This is a genomic window from Ollibium composti, from assembly GCF_004801285.1.
GTDB classification, from domain to species: domain Bacteria; phylum Pseudomonadota; class Alphaproteobacteria; order Rhizobiales; family Rhizobiaceae; genus Mesorhizobium; species Mesorhizobium composti.
The window spans coordinates 126,153-147,474 of the sequence record NZ_SSNY01000007.1; the positions used below are offsets into that span (position 1 = coordinate 126,153).

The following is a 21,322-nucleotide window of genomic DNA, read 5'->3' on the forward strand; positions in this document are numbered from 1 at the left end:
GCGCCCGCACAGCCCTGCTTTCTTTGTCCTTGATGTTCGTGCTGGCGCTGTCGGGTGCCGCGCAGGCAGTCAAACCCGACGAGATGCTGGCCGATCCCGCGCTCGAGGCGAGGGCTCGCGCTCTATCCGAAGGGTTGCGCTGCATGGTCTGCCAGAACCAGTCGATCGACGAGTCCGACGCCGATCTCGCCCGCGATCTCCGTATCCTCGTTCGCGAGCGCTTGAAGGCGGGGGACACCGACAAGCAGGTCATCGACTATATCGTCTCGCGCTATGGCGAATTCGTCCTGTTGAAGCCGCGCTTCGAGCTTCGCACGCTGCTTCTATGGGGCGCTCCGGTGCTGCTTCTTCTGGCCGGCGGCCTGTTCGTCTTTCGCGCCAGCCGGGCCGGAAGGCCGGCTGAAGCCGAGGCATTGTCCGAGCAGGAAAAAGCCGCGATCGAGATCCTGCTCAAACGCGAATAGGCCGCGTCCTCCCCGGCTCGCGTCCTCCAACATTACGATTTTGTCATGTACCGGCCATCGCCCGGTAATGTGGTGCTCTCTATCTCTGGGACTATCGGATGCTTCCAACGCATTCTGCCCCCGAATTCCTTCTTCAGAGGAAAGAGATTGATGAACACCGCTTCCAAGCTCCCCCGCACCCGCAGCCGCCTGTTGGCCGCCGCCGCTTCGCTGGCGATCGCAGGCGCGATCGGGGTCGGCGCTGTCACCACCGGGACCGCTCCGGTCCTGGCCGACGCTGTCAAGGTCGAGGCCCCCCAGGTTCCGAGTTTCGCCGACGTCGTCGAGCATGTCTCGCCGGCCGTCGTCAGTGTCCGCGTCAAGGCAAAGATCCAGCCCGCCTCCGACGACGGCCCGGACTTCTTCCAGGGCCCCGACGGCTTGCCCGACAATCCGCAGCTTCGTCGCTTCTTCAAGGAATTCCATTTCGGCGACCGTAACGACAATCGCTGGCATCAGCGCCGCGACCGTCGCGGCGACAAGCCGCGTCCGGTGGCGCAGGGCTCCGGCTTCTTCATCTCGGAGGACGGCTACGTTGTCACCAACAACCACGTCGTCGAGGAAGGCTCTGCCTTCACCGTCGTGACGGACGACGGCAAGGAACTGGACGCAAAGCTGATCGGCACCGACCCCCGCACCGATCTCGCGGTGCTGAAGGTGGACGGCAAGGGCCAGAAATTCACCTATGTCGATTTCGCCGACGATTCGAAGGTTCGGGTCGGCGACTGGGTGGTCGCCGTCGGCAACCCGTTCGGCCTCGGCGGCACCGTCACCGCCGGTATCATCTCGGCGCGCGGCCGTGACATCGGTGCCGGTCCCTACGACGACTTCATCCAGATCGATGCGGCCGTCAACCGCGGCAACTCCGGCGGTCCCGCCTTCAACCTGAGCGGTCAGGTGGTCGGCATCAACACCGCCATCTTCTCGCCCTCGGGAGGCAATGTCGGCATAGCGTTCGCTATTCCCGCCTCGACCGCCAAGATGGTCGTGCGGGATCTCATGAAGGACGGCAGCGTCGAGCGTGGTTGGCTGGGCGTCGAAATCCAGCCCGTCACCGACGACATCGCCGAATCGCTTGGCCTGTCGTCAGCCAAGGGCGCGCTGGTGGCGAGTTCCCAGGACGGCAGCCCGGCGAAGAAGGCCGGCATCGTGCCCGGCGACGTTATCACCCAGGTCGACGGCAAGGACGTCGCCTCGACCAAGGAACTGGCGCGCCTGATCGGCGCCTATGCGCCGGGCAAGTCGGTCGACGTCTCCGTCTGGCGCAACGGCAAGGCCGAAACCGTCAAGGTCGATCTCGGCACGCTGCCGAAAAGCGACAAGCAGGCCTCCAACGACGATCAGCAGAGCGCGCCGGTGAAGCCCGACAGCCTTGCCGATCTCGGCCTCACGGTCACGAAATCCGACGATGGCAAGGGGCTCGTCGTCACCGATGTCGACCCCGACAGCGATGCCGCCGATCGCGGCATCCAGGCGGGCGACGTGATCACCGCCGTCAATTCGCAGGACGTGGCCGGCCCCGACGACATCACCAAGGCGATGGCGGAAGCCGCCAAGGCGGGCCGTAAATCCGTGCTGGTCCAGATCAGCCGCGACGACAACAACCGCTTCGTCGCCCTGCCGGTCGCCAAGGGCTGACCGGGACCCTTTTCCCATGCTGCGGTTTCAACACCCCCGAGCCGCGGCATGGGAAAGCATGGAACCGGGTACGTTTGTCAGTCATCGCATCCGGTTCCAGCGGCAGCGGGTCCCATCACCCGCTGCCGCAAAGCTTTGCGAGGTTTGAGCCATGGCTGCCGCCAGAACCGCAGGAATCGCGTATAACGATGCCATGAAGATTCTTGTCATCGAAGACGATCGCGAGGCTGCCAACTATCTGGAAAAGGCTTTTACCGAGGCCGGTCATACCGCGCACGTCGCCGGTGACGGCGAAACGGGCTTTGCGCTGGCCGATTCCGGCGACTACGACGTGATGGTGGTGGATCGCATGATGCCGCGCCGCGACGGTCTGTCGGTCATTGCCGCGCTGCGCTCCCGCGGCAATACCACCCCGGTGCTCATCCTGTCCGCGCTCGGCGAGGTGGACGACCGCGTCACCGGCCTGCGTGCCGGCGGCGATGACTATCTGACCAAGCCCTACGCCTTTTCGGAACTGCTGGCGCGTGTCGAGGTGCTGAACCGGCGTGCGAGCGCCAAGGAAAGCGAGACCGTCTATCGGGTCGGCGACCTGGAACTGGACAGGCTGTCCCATTCGGTCCGCCGTGCCGGGCGCGAAATCACCCTGCAACCGCGCGAATTCCGACTACTCGAATATCTGATGCGTCATGCGGGGCAGGTGGTGACCCGCACCATGCTCCTCGAAAACGTCTGGGATTACCATTTCGATCCGCAGACCAACGTCATCGACGTGCATGTCTCCAGGCTGCGCGGCAAGATCGAGAAGGGTTTCGACGCGCCTATCCTGCATACGATCCGTGGCGCCGGATACATGTTGAGGGGCGACTAGCTTTCATGGCGCTTTCCGTGCCCGCCATCATGAGGACGACGGCTGCGCGGCTATCGGCCCTCTATCTTCTGCTTTTCGCGCTGTGCGCCATTCTCCTCGTCTTCTACATGACCTCGCTGTCGTCGCGCATGCTGACGGCGCAGACGCAGGAAACCATCAACGACGAGGTGCTGGGGTTGGCGCGCGCCTATCAGCGCGGCGGGTTGCCGACGCTGGTGCGCGTCGTCGAGCAGCGTTCTCGCCAGCCCGGTGCCAATCTCTACTTGATTGCCGACACCAACGGCCAGATCCTCACCGGTAACGTGCGCAGCCTTGAGCCGGGCGTGCTGGAGACGGACGGCTGGACCACACGGCCCTTTTCCTATCAGCGTTACGGCGAGGGGGAGGCCGACCGCCAGCGCGGTGTCGCTTCCGCTCCTGCCGCTACCGGCCACAACGCCATAGCGGTGGTGCTGCGCCTGCCGAACCAGATGATCATGCTGGTCGGCCGCGACCTCGGCGAGCCGGAGCGTTTCCGCGCCGTCGTCAGCCGGGCGCTGATGCTGGCCGTCGGCATGATGGGGCTGGGCGGCCTGCTGATCTGGTTCTTCGTCGGCCGCGCGGCGCTGAAGCGCATCGACGGCGTTTCGGAGGCGAGCCGGCGCATCATGGGCGGCGATCTCACCGGCCGCCTGCCCGTGACGGGGGCCGGAGACGAATTCGACCGGCTGTCGGAAAACCTCAACACCATGCTCGCCCGCATCGCTATGCTCAACGAAGGGCTGAAGCAGGTTTCGGACAACATCGCCCACGACCTGAAGACGCCTCTGACACGGCTGCGCAACCGGGCCGAAGCGACGCTGGCCGGCAATCACAAGGTTGCCGACTATCGCGCGGCGCTCGAGGGAACGATTGCCGAATCGGACCACCTCATCAAGACCTTCAACGCCATCCTGATGATCTCCCGCCTGGAGGCGGGTTATTCCTCCGAACACACGACGAGGGTCGATCTCGCCGCCGCCGTGCGCGACGTGGTCGAGCTTTACGAGCCGGTGGCCGAGGAAGCCGGTGTCGCGCTCGAAGCGGACGCCGGGACAACCTGCATGGTCGACGGCAACCGCGAACTGATCGGTCAGGCGCTGTCCAACATCGTCGACAATGCCATCAAATATTCGCAGGATGCGACCGCCAAGCCCGCCGTGCGTGTCGCGCTGGCGCGCGGCGGCGGGCGAATCCGGCTGACGGTGACCGACAACGGCCAGGGCATTCCGGACGCCACCGACCGCGAGCGCGCGACCGAGCGTTTCGTGCGGCTGGAAAAGAGCCGCTCGCAACCGGGTTCCGGCCTTGGCCTGAGCCTCGCCAAGGCGGTGATGAAATTCCACGGCGGTCAGCTTGATCTTGCCCCCGCCGATCCCGGACTATCCGTGACGATGGATTTTCCTGATAAGGAAGATCGTCCGAAATAGCTGGGTCGTACACATGGCGGATACGGTGGAGCGCACGAGGGGAGGATGGCTGCTGAAGCCGACGGTGACGCTGGCGCCCCTCGATGTCGGCCGGGCCGAACGCGAACTGGCCGAGATCGCCGACGCCGCGTCGGGAGATGACCTGGCGCGCGTTGCCGGGCTGCTGACCGCGAAGTCTCCCGTCCGCGATTTCCTTGGCGCCGTCTTCGATCTTTCCCCCTTCCTACGCGACCTGGCACGCCGCCGTCCGAGCATGCTTGATGCGCTGTTCGATCGGGGTGTCGAGGAACGTCTTGCCGCTATCGTTGCCGAGATCGGCCGTTCGGGCCTCGTGCCGGACCTCACCGAACCTGCCCTGATGGCCAGCCTGCGTGAACGCAAGACCGAGGCGCATTTCCTGATTGCGCTTGCCGATCTTGCCGGCGAGGCCGACACTCAGGCAACCGTGCGGCGGTTGAGCAGGCTTGCTGACGCTTGCGTCGACGCAGCCAGCGATTTTCTGCTGCGCGACGCACATCGCCAGGGCAAGCTCAGCCTCGCCGACCCGGAAAACCCGGCTAAAGGATCGGGCTGGATTCTGCTCGGCATGGGCAAGCTCGGCGCGCGCGAGCTGAATTTCTCCTCCGATATCGACCTGATCTCCTTCTTCGATCCCGAGCGGCCGGCGATCATCGACCCTTCCGACGCCACCGACCTGTTTTCCCGGCTGACGCGGCGGCTGGTACGCATCCTTCAGGATCGCACCGAACACGGCTACGTTTTCCGGACCGATCTGAGACTGCGCCCCGATCCCGGCTCGACACCGCTGGCGATCCCGGTGCTGGCGGCGCTGAATTACTACGAGGGCCGCGGGCAGAATTGGGAGCGGGCGGCCATGATCAAGGCTCGTCCGGTGGCCGGCGATATCGAGGCGGGAACGGCCTTTCTCAAGGAGCTCCAGCCCTATGTCTGGCGCAAATACATGGACTATGCGGCGATCGCCGACGTCCATTCCATCAAGCGCCAGATCCACGCGCACAAGGGCCATGGCGAGATCGCCGTTCGCGGCCATAACGTCAAGCTCGGCCGCGGCGGCATCCGCGAGATCGAGTTCTTCGTCCAGACGCAGCAGCTCATCGCCGGCGGCCGCTTTCCCGAACTGCGCGGCCGCGAGACGGTGGCGATGCTGGCCGAACTGGCTAAACGCAACTGGATCACGGCGGAGGCGCGCGATGCGCTGACCCGCCAATACTGGTTCCTGCGCCGCGTCGAGCATGCCATCCAGATGGTCGCCGACGAGCAGACGCATACGCTGCCGGAGGACGACGAGGGGCTGGAGCGCATCGCCCACATGCTCGCCTTCGCGGATGCCGAAAGCTTTTCCCATGCTTTCCGCGCATCCCTCCAGCAGGTAGAGGCGCACTATGCCGCGCTGTTCGAAGCGGCGCCCGAGCTGTCGTCCGGCGTCGGCAATCTGGTCTTCACCGGCGACGTCGACGATCCCGACACGTTGCAGACGCTGCACCGGCTGGGTTTCCAACGGCCGAGCGACATCTGCCGCGTCATTCGCAGCTGGCATTTCGGCCGCTACCGCGTCACCCGTTCGGCCGAGGCGCGCGAACGGCTGACCGAACTGACGCCGGCGCTGCTGGAAGCCTTTGGCAAGACGCGGCGCGCCGACGAGGCGCTGATGCGCTTCGACGAGTTCCTCGCCGGCCTGCCCGCCGGCGTCCAGCTCTTTTCGCTGTTGCAATCCAATCCCGCGCTTTTGAGGCTGCTCGCCACGATCATGGGCGCGGCGCCGCGGCTGGCCGCCGTCATCACGCGGCGCCCGCACGTCTTCGACGGACTGCTCGATCCGGCGCTGCTCACGGAACTCCCCAACCGTGCCTATCTGGCCACGCGTCTCGCCGCATTCCTGGAAGGCGAGCGTGCCTACGAGGATGTGCTCGATCGGCTGCGCATCTTTGCTTCCGAACAGAAATTCCTGATCGGTGTGCGCTTGCTGGCCGGTTCGATCGACGCCGCCCACGCCGGCAAGGCGTTCTCCGATCTCGCCGACCTCACCATTGGCGCTGCGCTGGAGGCGGTGGAGGCCGAGTTTTCCATCCGTCATGGCCGTGTTCCGGGCGGCAGGATCGTGCTGCTCGGCATGGGCAAGCTGGGCAGCCGCGAACTGACGGCGGGTTCGGACGTCGACCTGATCCTGCTCTACGACCACGACGCCGATGCCGAGGAGTCCGATGGCGACAAGCCGCTGGCGCCGTCGCACTATTTCAGCCGGCTGACCCAGCGCCTCATCGCCGCCGTTTCCGCGCCGACGGCCGAGGGCGTCCTCTACGAACTGGACCTTCGCCTGCGTCCCTCCGGCAACAAGGGGCCGGTGGCGACCCATGTCGAGGCCTTTCGCAAGTACCAGAGGCAGGACGCCTGGACCTGGGAGCAGATGGCGCTGACGCGCGCGCGCGCCATCGCCGGCGAGCCGGAACTGGCGGCCGAGATCGACGCCGAGGTCGCCGCGATCCTCGCCCTGCCGCGCGATGCCGCCAAGGTGCGGGCCGAGGCGGCGGAAATGCGCGCGCTGATCGAGGAAGAGAAGCCGCCGCGCGACCTGTGGGACATCAAACTGGTTCCGGGCGGATTGATCGACCTCGAATTCATCGCGCAGGTCGCGACGCTGACGGGGCAGGTCGAAGGCGAGGGCCGCACCGCCAACACGGCCGAGACACTGGCGCGGCTCGCTCCGGCGTTTGCGGACGGATCGACGCGGCAGGATCTCGTCCGGGCGTGGTCGCTCTATCTCGCATTGACGCAGATATTCCGGCTCTGCCTGGATAGCCCCTTCGATCGCAAGGACGTGCCGCCCGGTCTGGCCGATCTGCTACTGGCGGCAACGGACCTGCCCGACTTTTCCGTGCTGGAGGCGCATCTGAAGGAGATGGCGGGCGAGGTACGCGGAATTTTCGGACGGTTGCTGAAGAAGCGGAAATAGCCGGCTCAGGCCGCCTTCTTGATCTGTCGCGGCGATGTCGGCTTCTTGCCGGCCGGAATCCGAACCGAGACGATGGTACCAGAACCTTCCGTCGAGCGGATTTTGAGCGCGCCGCCATGCAGTTGCGCGAGCGAGCGCGAGATAGCGAGGCCGAGGCCGGAACCGGTGTGGTTCTTCGAGAACTGGTTCTGCACTTGTTCGAAGGGCCGCCCGAGCTTACCCAGGGCGTCCTTCGGGATGCCGCACCCGTTGTCCTCGATTGTGAGGATCATGGCGCCGGACGCGTTGCGGGCGCGCAGCGTGATGCGGCCGCCCTGGCCGGTGAACTTCACGGCATTGGACAACAGGTTGATGACGATCTGCTTGATGGCGCGGCGGTCGGCGAACAGCGCCATGCTGTCGGCGATGCGCGTTTCCACCGTGATCGATTTCTGCGCAGCCTGGAGCGAGACGACGCGCACCGTTTCCTTGATCAGCGGGCAAAGGTCGATTTCTTCCCGCTCCATCGAGAACTGGCCGGCCTCTATCTTCGACATGTCGAGGATGTCGTTGATGACGCCGAGGAGATATTTGCCGCTGGAGTTGATGTCGTTCGCATATTCATCGTAGCGCGGCGAACCGAGCGGTCCGAACAGGGATTGCTCCATCAGTTCGGAGAAACCGATGATGGCGTTGAGCGGCGTGCGCAATTCGTGCGACATGTTGGCGAGGAATTCGGATTTGGCCCGGTTGGCCGCCTCGGCGCGGTCCTTCTCTCGCATATATTTGCGATTGAGCTCGACCAGTTCGTGCGAACGGTCTTCCTCCGCGCGGCGCGCCAGGCTGAGGTCGTGGATGGTCGCCATCAGCCGGCGCTCGCTGTCGACCAGCTTTTCCTGATGCTGCTTGATCTGGGTGATGTCGGAGCCGACCGAAACGGTGCCGCCGTCGCGAGTGCGCAACTCGTTGACCTGCAACCAGCGCCCGTCTGCCAGCTGGCGCTCGTAGGTGACGCCGCCGTTCGGCCCGTTGGCGTTGGCCAGCCGCCGCTCCGAGGCGAAGGCGAGCATGCGTTCCTCGACCTGCGCGCGCGCCGTGCCGGGCATCACGGCGCGGTCGGACAGGCCGTTGTCCTGCTGGTATTTCGAGTTGCACATCACCAGCCGTCCGGCCGCGTCCCACAGCACGAAGGACTCGTTGATGTTCTCGATGGCTGTGCGCAGCCTCAGGTCGGCGGCTTCCGAGCGGAGCGCCAGGTGCCGTTGTTCGGTGACGTCCACGGCGATGCCGATCAACTGGATTTCAGGCGCCTCCGGGTCCATCACCTGGGCGCGGGCGCGCATCCACACCCACTGGCCGTCGGCGTGGCGCATGCGGAACACCTGGTCGATCTGGTCGATTTCGCGCGCGACGATGCGGTTGGCCAGATCGAACAGGTTGCCGTCCTCGGGATGGATGATGGCGTCGACCTCGCCGAAGGACAGCATCGCCTCGCAGGGCTCGTAGCCCAGCATGTCGTACATGGAGCGCGACCAGTACATCTTGCCGCGCGCCATGTCCCAGTCCCACAGACCGCAGCGGCCGCGCACCAGCGCCATGTCGATGCGCTCATGGGCTTCGAGATACATGCGGTCGGCCGCCTGGGCGCGCGAGGCCTGGGTGAAATAGGCGTAGAGGATGACCAGAAGGACGCCCGCCGTCAGCACGAACAGCGAGACGTTCAGTGAGACGGTTCGGCGCCATTCGGTGAAGACGGCATGCTGCGGAACCATCACGGCGGCGGCGCCCTTGCCGTCCGGCTTCAGCGCGACGGCGGCGTACCAGTCGCTGCCTCCGATCCGTACCGACATCACGCCGGCCCGCTCGCCGAACAGGAACAGCGGCTGGCCGCCCGATACGATGGCATCGAGCGCCTGGCCGTGCCAGCGCGTCGACGTCGGCGAGACAGCAAGTACCTTGAAGCGGGCGTCGGTGAGCACCAGCACGTGATCCGTGCCGAGTTCACCGCGGCGTCCGACGCGTTCCAGCAGCGCTTGCAGGTCACCGGCGGACAGGTCTCCCGCGCTGGCCGCGAGTTCTCCGGCGCCGAGCGAGAGAAGGGCCTTGGCGTTGCGCTCCGCTTCGTCGTGCCAGTTCAGCAGCGACAGCAGACGCAGCGTCGCCACGACGAGCAGGAAGATGACGATGAGCGTCGGGATCAGCTTGCGCAGGAAGGGTTCGGCTGCGAGCAGCTTGCGATAGGCAGGCTCGGCGATCAGCCGCGTGTTGCCGGCAAGGCCGCGCTCGCGCAGTCCCGCCTTGCGCCGCTCAAAAACCGTCCCGCCGGGCGCGCCCCACGCGTCCGCCTTCGCCACCACTGGCTTTCTCCCCGAACTTTGCTTGACGATCCGGCAACGCCGCACTTCCGAATCTTCGCCTAAAGAATCAGAGGTGATTCGGCTTGTCCAGTGGTCCGTCGAAGAAATGATTCGCGGCCGGCGACGGCCCGCCCTGACGACGGGTGCGGCTACCCCTGCCTGTTCAGGCCAGCATCCGCTCGACGATATCGCGCAGGTCCGTGGAAAGGCCCTCTGTGCCAGAAATGGCCAGCAGCGTTGCGCGCGCCTTGTCGCGCCGTCCGGCTTCCAGTGAGCGCCACGAACGCATCGCCGTCGCCAGCCGCGCGGCCAGCTGCGGATTGCGTCGTTCGGCCTCCAGCACCATCTCGCCGAAAAAGCGGTAGCCTTCCCCGTCGGCGCGGTGGAAACCGGTCTGGTTCGCATTGGCGAAGGTGCCGACGAGCGCGCGCACGCGGTTCGGATTGCTCATCGAGAAGCCGCGATGCGACGTCAGCCGGCGCACCGTCTCGACCGTCTGAGCACCCGGCACGCTGGCTTGGACGAGGAACCATTTGTCCATCACCAGAGGATCGTTCGCGTAGCGGGACTCGAAGGACGCGAGCGCCCCAGTAGCCTGCGGCGTGCCGGAATGACGATGAGCAAGCACCGTCAGGGCTGCCGCGCGGTCGGTCATGTTGGCGGCCAGGCGGAAATGGTCGGCGGCAAGTGAGGCGCCGTCCGTCAGCAGCGCCAGATAATCGAGCAGCGCGTTGCGCAGGGCCCGCCGTCCGGCGCCGGCGGCGTCCGGGCTGAATTCGCCGTTGTCGCGCAGCCGCTCATAGAGATCACGCAGCGACGGGCCGTTCTCCTCGGCGATGCGCTTCGCCAGCGCCTCGCGGGCGGCGAAGATCGCGTCGGGGTCGATATCGTTGCCGATCTCGCGCGCGATGTCCGCTTCGCCGGGTAGCGCCAGCGCCAGTGCGCGATAAGCCTGCTCAAGAGCATCGTCACAGGCGATCTGCCCCGCCAGAGCGGAAAGCCGGTCGGAAAAGACCGGTCGTTTGCCGCCCCGAATCTGGCGGGAGGCTGCTATGAGCGCCTCGGTGAGCAGCGTGTTGAACGCCTGCCAGCGCGCCACGGGATCGCTGTCGTGGCCGGAAAGGAAGATCCTGTCTTCCGTCTTCTGTTCGACCGAAAGCGTGATCGGCGCGGAAAACCCGCGGTTGAGCGACAGGGCTGGGCGCTCGGCGATACCGGAAAAGCGGATGCTGTGGCGGCGCTTGCGCACATGGATGACGCCATCGTCCACCGTGGCACCCTCGACGCTCTCATAGACCATGTCGCGGCCATCCGCACCGACAAGGCCGAAGGCCAGTGGAATGTGCATGAGCCGCTTGCGGCTTTCAGACGGCGTCGGCGGCACCGACTGCTCGATCTCGATGGTGAACTCGCGCGCCGCCGCGTTGTAGGCGGATGAAACGGTCAAGTTCGGTGTGCCGGCCTGATGATACCACAGCGCGAACTGCGAAAGGTCGCGGCCGGAAGCGTCCTCGAACGCCTTGAGGAAATCCTCGATCGTTGCCGCCTCGCCATCGTGGCGCTTCAGGTAGAGGTCCATGCCGGCGCGGAACGCCTCCGGCCCGAGGACGGTACGGATCATGCGCACGACCTCCGAACCCTTCTCGTAGACGGTGGCCGTGTAGAAGTTGTTGATCTCGCGGTAGCGGCGCGGCCTCACCGGATGCGCCAGCGGCCCCTGGTCCTCCGGGAACTGGTGCGCGCGCAGCGTGCGCACCTCGGCGATGCGCTTGACCGGTCGCGAACGCTGGTCGGCGGAGAATTCGTGGTCGCGGAAGACCGTCAGCCCTTCCTTCAGGCAGAGCTGGAACCAGTCCCGGCAAGTGATTCTGTTGCCTGTCCAATTGTGGAAGTATTCGTGCGCGATGATCGCTTCGATATTGGCGAAGTCGGCGTCTGTCGCCGTCTCGGCGTCGGCCAGCACGTATTTGTCGTTGAAGACGTTGAGGCCCTTGTTCTCCATCGCGCCCATGTTGAAGTCGGACACGGCGACGATGTTGAAGACGTCGAGGTCGTATTCGCAGCCGAACACGTCCTCGTCCCATTTCATGGATCGCTTGAGCGCGTCCATGGCATAGTCGGCCAGCTTCTCCTTGCCGTGCTCGACGTAGATGCCCAGTTCGACCTCGCGGCCCGAGCGGGTGACGAAGCGGTCGTTGACGATGCCGAGGCTGCCTGCAACCAGCGCGAACAGATAGGACGGCTTGGGGAAGGGATCGTGCCAGACGGCGTAGTGCCAGCCGTCCGCCATCTCACCCCGCTCGAGCGGATTGCCGTTGGACAGGAGCTGCGGCGCCTCCGCCTTGGGTGCCTCGACGCGCACCGTATAGACCGACAGGATATCGGGCCGGTCGAGGAAATAGGTGATGCGTCGGAAACCTTCTGCCTCGCACTGGGTGCAATAGACGCCGTTCGACAGGTAAAGTCCCATCAGCGCCTCGTTGTGCACCGGCGCCACTTCCGTCTCGATGGTGAGCTTGAAGCGCTTGGCTTCCGGCGGGTGGGCGATCTCCAGCCTGTCCGGCGTCACCGTGTAGGTGGACTGGGCCAGCGGCGTGCCGTCGATCTCCAGTTTTTTCAGGAGCAGCCCGTCGCCGTCCAACACCAGCGGAGCGGTCGTCGCCACGCCGTCGCGCCGCTCGATGGTCAGCACCGCCTTCACCTCGGTCGCATCCGGAGACAGGCGGAAGCTCAGCTCTGTCAGAGGGATGAGATAGTCGCTGGGGCGATAGTCCTCGAGCTTGAAGACCTGGCCGGTGTCTGTGCGCATGCTGTTGTCCTGCTTGCCGACCGGCGGGACCGGAATGGCTCAAGAAAATTCAAGGTGGCGACCCATTACACGAAACCACCCCTCGACAAAACCGCGACGGGCCTTGTCTGGAAACTTGCTCCCAATCCAATTGCCGCCGCGAGCCCGCATGGCGGTAGCCACACCGAAGTTTGGCAGAGGTGTCCGTGTTGTTGGCCGCGCGGTGACCGACGCGCTTTACGGCGCCTGCGGTATCGGCCATATCGAGATGCCGGCCAAGCCGGCTCGGATTTGAGCAGCGATTGGGGGAATCGGAACAAGTGAAGACGCATGAAGCTCCCGATTCACGCGGAGCGCTGACGGCGATAGCGCTGAAGGTCCTGTCGGTCGCGATTTTCGTCTGCATGTCGTCGCTCATCAAGGCGGCGGGCACGCTGCCGGCGGGCCAGATCGTTTTCTTCCGGTCCTTCTTCGCCATCTTTCCGATCCTGCTGTTCCTCGGCGTCAAGCGCGAGCTTGGCACGGCCTTCGCCACCAAGAGGCCGATGGGACACGTGGCGCGCGGCGTCATCGGCGTCTGCTCCATGGCTTTGACTTTTTTCGCGTTGACCCGCCTGCCGTTGCCCGACGCGATCACGCTGAACTACGCGCAGCCGTTGCTGGTCGTCGTCTTCAGCTCCCTCTTCCTCGGCGAGACGATCCGCATCTACCGTTGGAGCGCGGTGGTGGTCGGTCTGGTCGGCGTGGTCATCATCGCCTGGCCGGAACTGACGCTGCTGTCCTCCGGTACCGCCATGGCCGAGGAGGAAGTGATGGGCGTCATCGCTGCCCTCGCCAGCGCCTGCACGTCCGCTGTCGCCGCCATTCTCGTGCGCAATCTCGTCCATAGCGAACGCACGGCCACCATCGTGCTGTGGTTTTCGCTGATGGCGAGCGTGCTGTCCTTGCTGTCGATCCCGTTCGGCTGGGAGGCTCTCAGCCCGCAGCAATACGGCGCGCTGATCGCCGCCGGATTCTGCGGCGGGCTCGGCCAGATTCTGATGACGTCGGCCTATCGTCATGCCGAGGTCTCGGTCGTGGCGCCGTTCGAATACACCTCGATGATCCTGGCGATCGTCGTCGGCTACTTCGCCTTCGGCGATGTGCCGACCCCTTACATGCTGGTCGGCGGGTTGATCGTCGTGGGAGCGGGCATGTTCATCATCTGGCGCGAGCGCCAGCTCGGCCTGTCTCGCGGTGCCGCGCGGCGGGTCGTCTCGCCGCAGGGCTAGGTTGAACGGTTCCTGGCCATATGCGTCAGGATCGCAGCGGTCTCCGGATCGGCCGGAAAGAACGATTCGATCGCCAGTTCGGACAGCGTGACGTCGAGCGCCGTGCCGAACACGGTGATCGTCGAGATGAACGACAGCACATCTTCGCCGACCCTCATCTGCAATAGATGGGCGATGGCCGTGCCCTCGTCGTGGACGATCCGGCCCTGCGAGACGCCGCCCGGATAGGCGCGCAGCTCTTCCTCCAGCTCTTCCAGCGATGGATCGGCGAAGGCTTCGTTCTGCCGCTTCAGCCTCGCCAGCAGGTGCGCCCGCCACTCCGCCAGATTGACGATCCTGGACGCCAGCCCCTTCGGGTGCAGGCACAGTCGCAGAACGTTGACCGGCGGTTCCATGAGTGCAGGGTCCTCGACGCCGGCAATGAGCGGGCCGACCGCATCGTTCGCCGTCACCATGTTCCAGTGCGAATCGACGGCGAAAGCGGGAAAGGGCTCATGCCCTTTCAGCACCAGTTTCACCGTTTCCAGCGCCGGCGACAGGGAAGGGTCGGCCAATGGCCGTTCGCTGTAGTGCGGCGCGAAGCCGGCCGCCAGCAGCATGCGGTTGCGGTGGCGCAACGGCACGTCTAGCCCATCCGCCAGCCGGATCACCATGTCGCGCGACGGCGCGGCGCGACCGCTTTCCAGGAAGCTGAGATGCCGCTGCGAGATATCCGTTTCGCTGGCGAGGTCGAGCTGGCTCATGCGGCGGCGGGCGCGCCACTCGCGGATGAGGTCGCCGACGGCGTTGGCATTTCCGGTCACGCTCGATCTCCCGGTTCGAAGTCGACCGAACCTATCCAACGACGGCCGCTGTTTCCATTACCTGCCAGGTAATCGCTTCGGCGCCGCGTGCCGGCCATGATCCACACATTCCGGCAGCCGAGCAATGGTTGGCCGGATGGATCGTAAAGCTGAAGGAGGCTGACATGCCGGTCACAATGACGAAATACCTGCGCACCGTTCTTTACGCGGACATCCTGTTCAGCGCAGCAGGCGCCTTGCTCATGGCCGCCGGCGCGCCTTTCCTGTCGCCGCTGCTGGGTCTGCCGTCGACACTGCTGGTCGGCGCCGGGCTTGTGCTTGTTCCGTGGGTTCTGGGGCTCGGCGTGGTCGTACGGCGTCGCCATGTACCGAGAATCGTGATGGTCGATATCCTCGCCATCAATTTCCTGTGGTGCGCCGCCTGTCTCGGCCTGCTCGCCTCGGGGGCGATCACGCCGGACGGGCTCGGCATCGCCTTCGTCGTCGCGCAGGCGCTCGTCGTCGCGCTGTTCGGCGTTCTGCAGGCCATCGGCTTGCGCGAAGCCGCGGCTGCTGCCTGACCCTACCCCTGCAGGCTGCGCAGCTTCATCTTGACTTCGATGAAGTCCCGCCAGGCCAGCCGTTTGTGCGCCGGCGTCCTGAGCAGATAGGCGGGGTGAAGCGTCGGCATCGCCGGAATGGCGGTGCCGGAGGGCGTGGTGTGGACCCGCCAGTTGCCACGCAGCCTGAGGATACCTTCGGTGGTGTTCAGCAAGGTCTTGGCTGACGGGCCGCCGAGATTGACCAGCACTTTCGGGTTCACCAATTCGATCTGCCGTTCGATGAACGGGCGGCAGATTTCCGTTTCGTGCGGCGTCGGCGTGCGGTTGCCGGGTGGCCGCCAGGGAATGACGTTGGCGATGTAGGCTGAGTTGCGGTCGAGGCCGACCGCCGCCAGCATCCGGTTCAGCAACTGCCCGGAACGGCCGACGAAAGGCAGCCCCTCCAGGTCCTCGTCGCGGCCCGGCGCCTCGCCGACCAGCATGAGGTCGGCTTCGGGGTTGCCGTCGGCGAAGACGAGGTTCTTGGCGGTGAACTTAAGGTTGCAGCCGTCGAAGGAAGCCATGGCTTCGTGCAATTCGGCGAGCGTCGATGCCTTGCCCGCCAGTTCGCGCGCCAGCGCCGCCTGTGCCTCGTCGGGGACGGCGGCTGCCGGGCGGGCCGGTGCCGGCGCGGATCGGGGTGGATTTTCAGTCCGGGCACGCGCCGGTGGCCTTGTTGTGGGCAGGCCGGGTTCTGCTCTTGCCGACGGCTCGGGCAACTGCGCCGGCCGCGATGCGACCGCCGCGAAGCGGTCGACCGGTTCTTCCGCCAGCGCCTCGTCGGCGCCTGCCTCGGCATAGAAGGCGAGGATATCGCGCAGATCGGCTCGGTGGTCGGGGGATGCGGCAGTCATGCCGCACAATCGTTCCCCGGCCATCGATTTGCAAGCGCGGAGCTGCTTTGAAAAAACCGTCGGGCAGCGTTTGCAGTCCGACCTCAAGAGGTTTTCCAAGGACTCTTAACTCGAGGGGATGCGCGGGTCCTGCACCACATAGAACGTCCAGCGCGGCGTATAGTCCGTCATCAGGAACTCGAACTGCACGGTTTTCAACGGGTCGACCTTGCCGTCCTTGAACAGCAGCTTGTCATAGGGTTCGAAATTGCGGTCGAAGTGAGCGTAGCGATCCGAGACAATGTTGTCGGGGCTTTTGTTACGCTGGTCGAAGGAGAGACCGTCGCCGAAGACGCTCGGTTGGCCGAGCGTCTCCTGAAGCTCGAACTCGAACTCCACCCAGGGTTGGCCGCTGTTGTTGAGCGCGACGATGCGCATGTACATGATGCCGTTGGCGAAGTCTCCGCTGGGATCGAAGGCCTTGATCGGCTTCGTGGTGCGGATGGTGAGCGTCACCGGCGTCGCCGATTCCAGTTCTTCGGTGATGACCAGCGGATCGTCGTGCGTACCCTTGCCCGAAGCGCCGGTGATGCGGAAGCCGCCCTCTTCGTCGGAGAAGGAGTAGGCGCCGGCCGCCCACACTTTCTGCTGGTCGGCATGGGCAACCGTGGACAGAAGCAGGGGCAAGACGGCATACATCGCGCGGCACACCGGGCGAGGCCGATACGGTAAGAGCCTGCCTTCGGACGAACCCGCCTGCTGGGTGCTCATGATCCGACTATGACCGATCCGGGCGGCGGCGGGAAGCACCTTGGATTCTCGATCAGTATTGACGTTTACGTAAATGTAAAATTATCTTGGCTGGCGCGACGATTGGTGCGGGTCTGGAACAGGGCTTGTTGCGCTTGCCTCGGTTTTCCCGCAAGCATTCCTGCGCTATGGAGCGCAGAAACCAGCAGATGCCGATGCGGCTGAGCCAGTGCGGAGGGACGAGATGAGCGACGACATCGAACGCGAGAGCATGGAATTCGACGTTGTGATCGTCGGCGCGGGTACTGCGGGCCTTGCGGCGGCGATCCGCCTGAAACAGGTCAATCCGGATCTGTCCGTCGTGGTGCTGGAAAAGGGCGGCGAGGTCGGCGCGCATATCCTGTCCGGCGCGGTGGTCGATCCGATCGGCATCGACCGGCTGTTGCCCGGCTGGCGCGAGGAGGGGGACCATCCCTTCAAGACGCCGGTGAGTGCCGATCATTTCCTCGTGCTCGGCCCGGCCGGCTCGTTCCGCCTGCCCAATTTCATGATGCCGCCACTGATGAACAATCACGGCAACTACATCGTCTCGCTCGGCAACGTCTCCAAATGGCTGGCGGCGAAGGCCGAGGCGCTCGGCGTCGAGATCTATCCGGGCTTCGCAGCCGCCCAACTCGTCTATAACGACGAAGGCGCGGTGACCGGCGTCATCACCGGCGACATGGGCGTCGAGAAGGATGGCACGCACGGTCCGAACTTCGCGCCCGGCATGGCGCTGATGGGCAAATATGTGCTGATCGGTGAAGGCGCGCGCGGCTCGCTGGCCAAGCAACTCATCGCTAAATATGGCCTTTCGGAAGGCCGCGAGCCGGGCAAGTTCGGCATCGGCCTGAAGGAGCTTTGGCAGGTCAAGCCGGAAAACCATAGGCCGGGGCTGGTGCAGCATTCCTTCGGCTGGCCGCTCGATATGAAGACCGGCGGCGGCTCCTTCCTTTATCACCTGGAAGACAACCAGGTGGCGGTCGGCTTCGTCGTTCACCTGAACTACAAGAATCCGTATCTGTCGCCTTTCGAGGAATTCCAGCGCTTCAAGACGCATCCGGCCATCGCGCCGACCTTTGCCGGCGCCAAGCGCATCGGCTACGGCGCGCGCGCCATCACAGAGGGCGGCTGGCAGTCGGTGCCGAAACTGTCCTTCCCCGGCGGGGTGCTGGTGGGTTGTGCTGCGGGTCTGGTCAACGTGCCGCGCATCAAGGGCTCGCACAACGCGGTGCTGTCGGGGATGCTGGCGGCCGAGCATGTCGCCGAGGCGATAGCGGCCGGCCGCGCCAACGACGAGCTTTCGTCCTACGAGGATGCCTGGCGCGACACCGCCATTGGCAAGGACCTGAAGAAGGTGCGCAACGTCAAGCCGCTGTGGTCGCGCTTCGGCACCATCGCCGGCATAGGCCTCGGCGGGCTGGACATGTGGATGAACACGCTGTTCGGCTTCTCGCCCTTCGGCACGCTGAAGCACGGCAAGACCGACGCGGCCTCGCTGGAGCCGGCGGCCCAGCACAGGAAGATAGACTATCCCAAGCCGGACGGCGTCCTGACCTTCGACAGGCTCTCCTCGGTGTTCTTGTCGGGCACCAACCACGAGGAGAACGAGCCGGTTCACCTCCTGGTCAAGGACATGGATCTGCAGAAACGCTCGGAGCACGACATCTATGCCGGGCCGTCGACGCGCTACTGCCCGGCAGGGGTCTATGAGTGGGTGGACAAGGACGGCAACGCCGCCGCCGATCCAACGGCCAAGGACGTGCGTTTCGTCATCAACGCGCAGAATTGCGTCCACTGCAAGACCTGCGACATCAAGGATCCGAACCAGAACATCAACTGGGTGCCGCCGCAGGGCGGCGAGGGACCTGTCTATCAGGGCATGTGATGCAGCGCCGCCGCGAGGCGGCGACGGAAAGGGATATGCGACGTTGCCGGGCGTTGAATCCTTTTGCCCCTCATGGTCTGTTTGATCGATGCTGCGGAAACAGGCCATGCGCTCGATCGCCGTTAGGACGATGCTTGCCGCCGTGGTCGGCGCTTGCCTGACCGCTCCGGTCCATGCCGGCGTCAAGGTCGTGACGCGCACGCAGACCGATCCGATCGCCGGCGGTACCGGGCAGGCTCTCGTCGACGCTATGGACCGCAACGGGCCCAGGCAAGGTTTCATGACACGCGCCATCGCCCAGACCACATACACGGTGGACTGGCGGTTCGAGGTCAGGTCGACCGGCAAGGCATGCCGCTTGGTCGCCGCCGACGGCACGTTGAACCTCACCTATATGTTCCCGCGCGTAACGTTACCCATGCCAGCGTCGCTCGCCGCCCGCTGGAAGCGCTTCTTCGCCGGTGTGCGCAAGCATGAACACACGCATGGGCGCATAGCGCGTGCCATGGTGTCCACCGCCTCGAAAGCGACGCGCGGTATCGCCTTTGACGATGACCCCTCCTGTCGGCACACGCGCCGAGAGGCGAAACGGCGCATCGATGCGGTCTATCGCACCTACGAGGCACGGCAGGTCGCCTTCGACAAGCGCGAGCATGGCGACGGCGGGCCGGTCGAGCAGTTGGTCGCTGCTTTCGTGCGGGAACGTTGACGTTTCAGCCGTTACCGCCAAGTCGGGCGATGCGCTCCGGTTCGGCCGAAACCGTGGCGGTCTGGTTCTCGTCCTGCGGCTTTTTCGGGCGCACGCTGAATTCAACCAGGATAGGCAGATGGTCGGAGCCGGCCGGCGCCAGCTTCTTCGCCGAATGGATGGTGACGCCGCCCTTGGAGAAGACCTGGTCGATCGGCAGGCCGAAATAGCGCAGAGCATCCGGCAGCCGCCGCCACAGCCAGGTGGCGCCGACGGACGGCATGATCGTGAACCCGCCCTTGCCGGCCAGCCGGTGCACCGCCGCGCTCCAGGCGGCGGCATTGCAGTCGCCAGCCATGATGGCATCGTCGCCGAAAGCAGCCAGCGGCGCGGAGATCCTGTCGATCTGCCGCATCTGGCGGATGGGCCACGGCCAGCCGAGATGCACCGCGGCGACGTCGACCGTGGTGCCGCCCAAATCCACCCTCGCCGTGGCCAATGTGCCGGACTCGTAGCAGCCCGGTTCGCTTCCCTCCACGAAGGGCCGCCGAGACAGGATCGTCGTCCCGTACTCGCCGCCGCAACGGATGCCATAGGGATAGGCATGGGCGACCAGCGACAGCTTGTCTTCCCACATCTGCGAGGTTTCCTCGAAGGTGATGATATCGGGCTGCACGGAGCCGATCAGCGACAGCACCTTTTCAGGGGCTGGATTGTTGAAGCGCAGGTTCATCTGCAACAGCCGGTAGATCGGCTGGCCATTCGCCGCGGCTATCGAGCCGGCCTGTACGGGAGCCGCCAGCCCGAACACGCTGGCGGGAAGGGTGGCGAGGCAGGCGATGGCGAAGATCAGCACAGAGCCTGCCGTCAGCCGGAATCGCGTCGCCAGAAGCACCAGAGCCAGAAGCGCCGCCGCCGCGGCGAAATGCACGCGGAAATGGCTGAACGCGTCGAGGAAGGAAGAATAGGTTCCAAAATAGCCGGCCAGAACCATCAGCGCCAACGCCAGCATGGCGGCGTAGGCGGCCAGAACAATGAGATGCGGCTTCGACGCGGTTTTCATAATGCCGGATCGACCTGAAAAATACGGCTCATTGATGGTAGGCGATAGAGCATTTTGCAGCCGGACGGAACCGCCGGGCGTCGCATAAATGCGGCAAGGGAAAATCGGCATTTTGCAGCCGGACGGAACAGTCCGGTATCGTATGAATCCGGCAAAGGACAATGGACGGGAGCGGCGGAGTGCGTTCGTCGCAATGCCGCTACTCTGGCGCTCGAAGGCTCAATGAGGCAATGAGAAGCGTCAACGGAAGACCGATCATGCCGCTTGCCCGTCTCCTGTCCTTCCTTGTATTTCTGTCGATGGTCTCCTCGCCGGTATCGGCCGACGGACAGATCGCCGAGAAAGTTGCCACCTATCCGATAACCGGAAAAACCGGCGAGGAACTCTATGTCTCCATCGGAGAGAGCGGCCCGACGGCTGGCGGCAGCCGTGCCATCGCCCACACGACTTTCGACCTCAAATGGTCGCGCAAATACGAAAAGCGCGGCAGCGCCTGCGTTCTGGCCGCGGCCAAGCCGTGGCTCACCATCACCTACACGGTGCCGAAGCCAGCTGGCCGCTTGCCGGATGCCGTTCACCGGCACTGGGATACGTTCGCTGCCGGCGTTCTGGCCCATGAAAAGGTGCACGGCGACACCATCAAGGCGATGGTCAGAACGATCGAAGGCTTTTCCGTCGGCTTCACCGTCGAGAACGATCCGAACTGCAAGGTCATCAGGCAGGAACTGACCAAGCGGCTCAAGGCCGCGTCCGACACGCAGCGCCAGCAGGGCCGCGACTTCGACCGCGAGGAATTCCGCGACGGCGGCAACATGCACCGCCTCATCCTGGGGCTGGTCAATGGCGGTTGAGGT

16 protein-coding genes are annotated in these 21,322 nt (G+C 65.0%); 10 read left to right on the forward strand and 6 right to left on the reverse strand.

The window, feature by feature from the left end:
- The first annotated feature begins 32 nt into the window (after positions 1–32).
- The 5 genes from E6C48_RS13340 (at position 33) to E6C48_RS13360 (ending at position 7,428) form a co-directional block, all read left to right on the forward strand.
- Entirely contained in the window at positions 33–464 is a 432-nt protein-coding gene (locus tag E6C48_RS13340) for a cytochrome c-type biogenesis protein (RefSeq protein WP_136358225.1), read from the forward strand.
- A gap of 150 nt (positions 465–614) precedes the next feature.
- Positions 615–2,141, forward strand: coding sequence for a Do family serine endopeptidase (locus tag E6C48_RS13345; RefSeq protein WP_136357962.1), 1,527 nt, complete (start codon positions 615–617; stop codon positions 2,139–2,141).
- Positions 2,142–2,334: 193 nt separating this feature from the next.
- Positions 2,335–3,009 carry a response regulator transcription factor gene (locus tag E6C48_RS13350; protein ID WP_136357964.1) on the forward strand — a complete coding sequence of 225 codons (675 nt, stop codon included), beginning with the start codon at positions 2,335–2,337 and terminating at the stop codon, positions 3,007–3,009.
- Between the two features lie 5 nt (positions 3,010–3,014).
- Positions 3,015–4,457, forward strand: a complete 1,443-nt coding sequence (locus E6C48_RS13355; RefSeq protein WP_136357966.1) for a sensor histidine kinase — start codon at positions 3,015–3,017, stop codon at positions 4,455–4,457.
- A 13-nt stretch (positions 4,458–4,470) separates the two neighbouring features.
- Complete coding sequence (locus E6C48_RS13360; RefSeq protein ID WP_136357968.1) at positions 4,471–7,428, forward strand: bifunctional [glutamine synthetase] adenylyltransferase/[glutamine synthetase]-adenylyl-L-tyrosine phosphorylase; 2,958 nt, start codon at positions 4,471–4,473, stop codon at positions 7,426–7,428.
- A 5-nt stretch (positions 7,429–7,433) separates the two neighbouring features.
- On the opposite strand, the gene E6C48_RS13365 is transcribed toward E6C48_RS13360, so the two are convergent.
- Positions 7,434–9,761, reverse strand: a complete 2,328-nt coding sequence (locus E6C48_RS13365) for a PAS domain-containing sensor histidine kinase (protein ID WP_136357970.1) — start codon at positions 9,759–9,761, stop codon at positions 7,434–7,436.
- Positions 9,762–9,927: 166 nt separating this feature from the next.
- The gene (gene pepN / locus E6C48_RS13370) at positions 9,928–12,573 is read right to left on the reverse strand and encodes an aminopeptidase N (protein ID WP_136357972.1); all 2,646 of its coding nucleotides are present in this window, start codon (positions 12,571–12,573) and stop codon (positions 9,928–9,930) included.
- A 299-nt stretch (positions 12,574–12,872) separates the two neighbouring features.
- Between pepN and E6C48_RS13375 the strand changes: the two genes are divergently transcribed.
- Positions 12,873–13,823 (forward strand): DMT family transporter, encoded by a 951-nt coding sequence (locus E6C48_RS13375; protein WP_230978758.1) that lies wholly within the window; start codon positions 12,873–12,875, stop codon positions 13,821–13,823.
- Here the strand turns inward: E6C48_RS13375 and E6C48_RS13380 are convergent.
- Positions 13,820–14,626, reverse strand: a complete 807-nt coding sequence (locus tag E6C48_RS13380; protein WP_136357974.1) for a helix-turn-helix domain-containing protein — start codon at positions 14,624–14,626, stop codon at positions 13,820–13,822. The two genes, E6C48_RS13375 and E6C48_RS13380, sit on opposite strands and share 4 nt — an antisense overlap.
- Before the next feature lie 164 nt (positions 14,627–14,790).
- On the opposite strand from E6C48_RS13380, the gene E6C48_RS13385 reads away from it, so the two are divergent.
- A complete protein-coding gene (locus E6C48_RS13385; RefSeq protein ID WP_136357976.1) occupies positions 14,791–15,186 on the forward strand; it encodes a hypothetical protein in 396 nt (131 codons plus the stop codon).
- 2 nt (positions 15,187–15,188) lie between these two features.
- Here the strand turns inward: E6C48_RS13385 and E6C48_RS13390 are convergent, their stop codons facing one another.
- Together E6C48_RS13390 and E6C48_RS13395 are read right to left on the reverse strand one after the other, a co-directional pair.
- The gene (locus tag E6C48_RS13390) at positions 15,189–16,061 is read right to left on the reverse strand and encodes a uracil-DNA glycosylase (RefSeq protein ID WP_168734527.1); all 873 of its coding nucleotides are present in this window, start codon (positions 16,059–16,061) and stop codon (positions 15,189–15,191) included.
- 105 nt (positions 16,062–16,166) lie between these two features.
- A complete protein-coding gene (locus tag E6C48_RS13395) occupies positions 16,167–16,739 on the reverse strand; it encodes a hypothetical protein (protein WP_136357979.1) in 573 nt (190 codons plus the stop codon).
- A 295-nt stretch (positions 16,740–17,034) separates the two neighbouring features.
- On the opposite strand from E6C48_RS13395, the gene E6C48_RS13400 reads away from it, so the two are divergent.
- The gene (locus tag E6C48_RS13400) at positions 17,035–18,717 is read left to right on the forward strand and encodes an electron transfer flavoprotein-ubiquinone oxidoreductase (RefSeq protein WP_136357981.1); all 1,683 of its coding nucleotides are present in this window, start codon (positions 17,035–17,037) and stop codon (positions 18,715–18,717) included.
- Positions 18,718–18,823: 106 nt separating this feature from the next.
- Positions 18,824–19,426 (forward strand): DUF922 domain-containing protein, encoded by a 603-nt coding sequence (locus E6C48_RS13405; protein ID WP_136357983.1) that lies wholly within the window; start codon positions 18,824–18,826, stop codon positions 19,424–19,426.
- A 4-nt stretch (positions 19,427–19,430) separates the two neighbouring features.
- On the opposite strand, the gene E6C48_RS13410 is transcribed toward E6C48_RS13405, so the two are convergent.
- Entirely contained in the window at positions 19,431–20,468 is a 1,038-nt protein-coding gene (locus E6C48_RS13410; RefSeq protein WP_136357985.1) for an endonuclease/exonuclease/phosphatase family protein, read from the reverse strand.
- 257 nt (positions 20,469–20,725) lie between these two features.
- On the opposite strand from E6C48_RS13410, the gene E6C48_RS13415 reads away from it, so the two are divergent.
- Positions 20,726–21,319, forward strand: coding sequence for a DUF922 domain-containing Zn-dependent protease (locus E6C48_RS13415; RefSeq protein WP_136357987.1), 594 nt, complete (start codon positions 20,726–20,728; stop codon positions 21,317–21,319).
- Positions 21,320–21,322 lie beyond the last annotated feature (3 nt).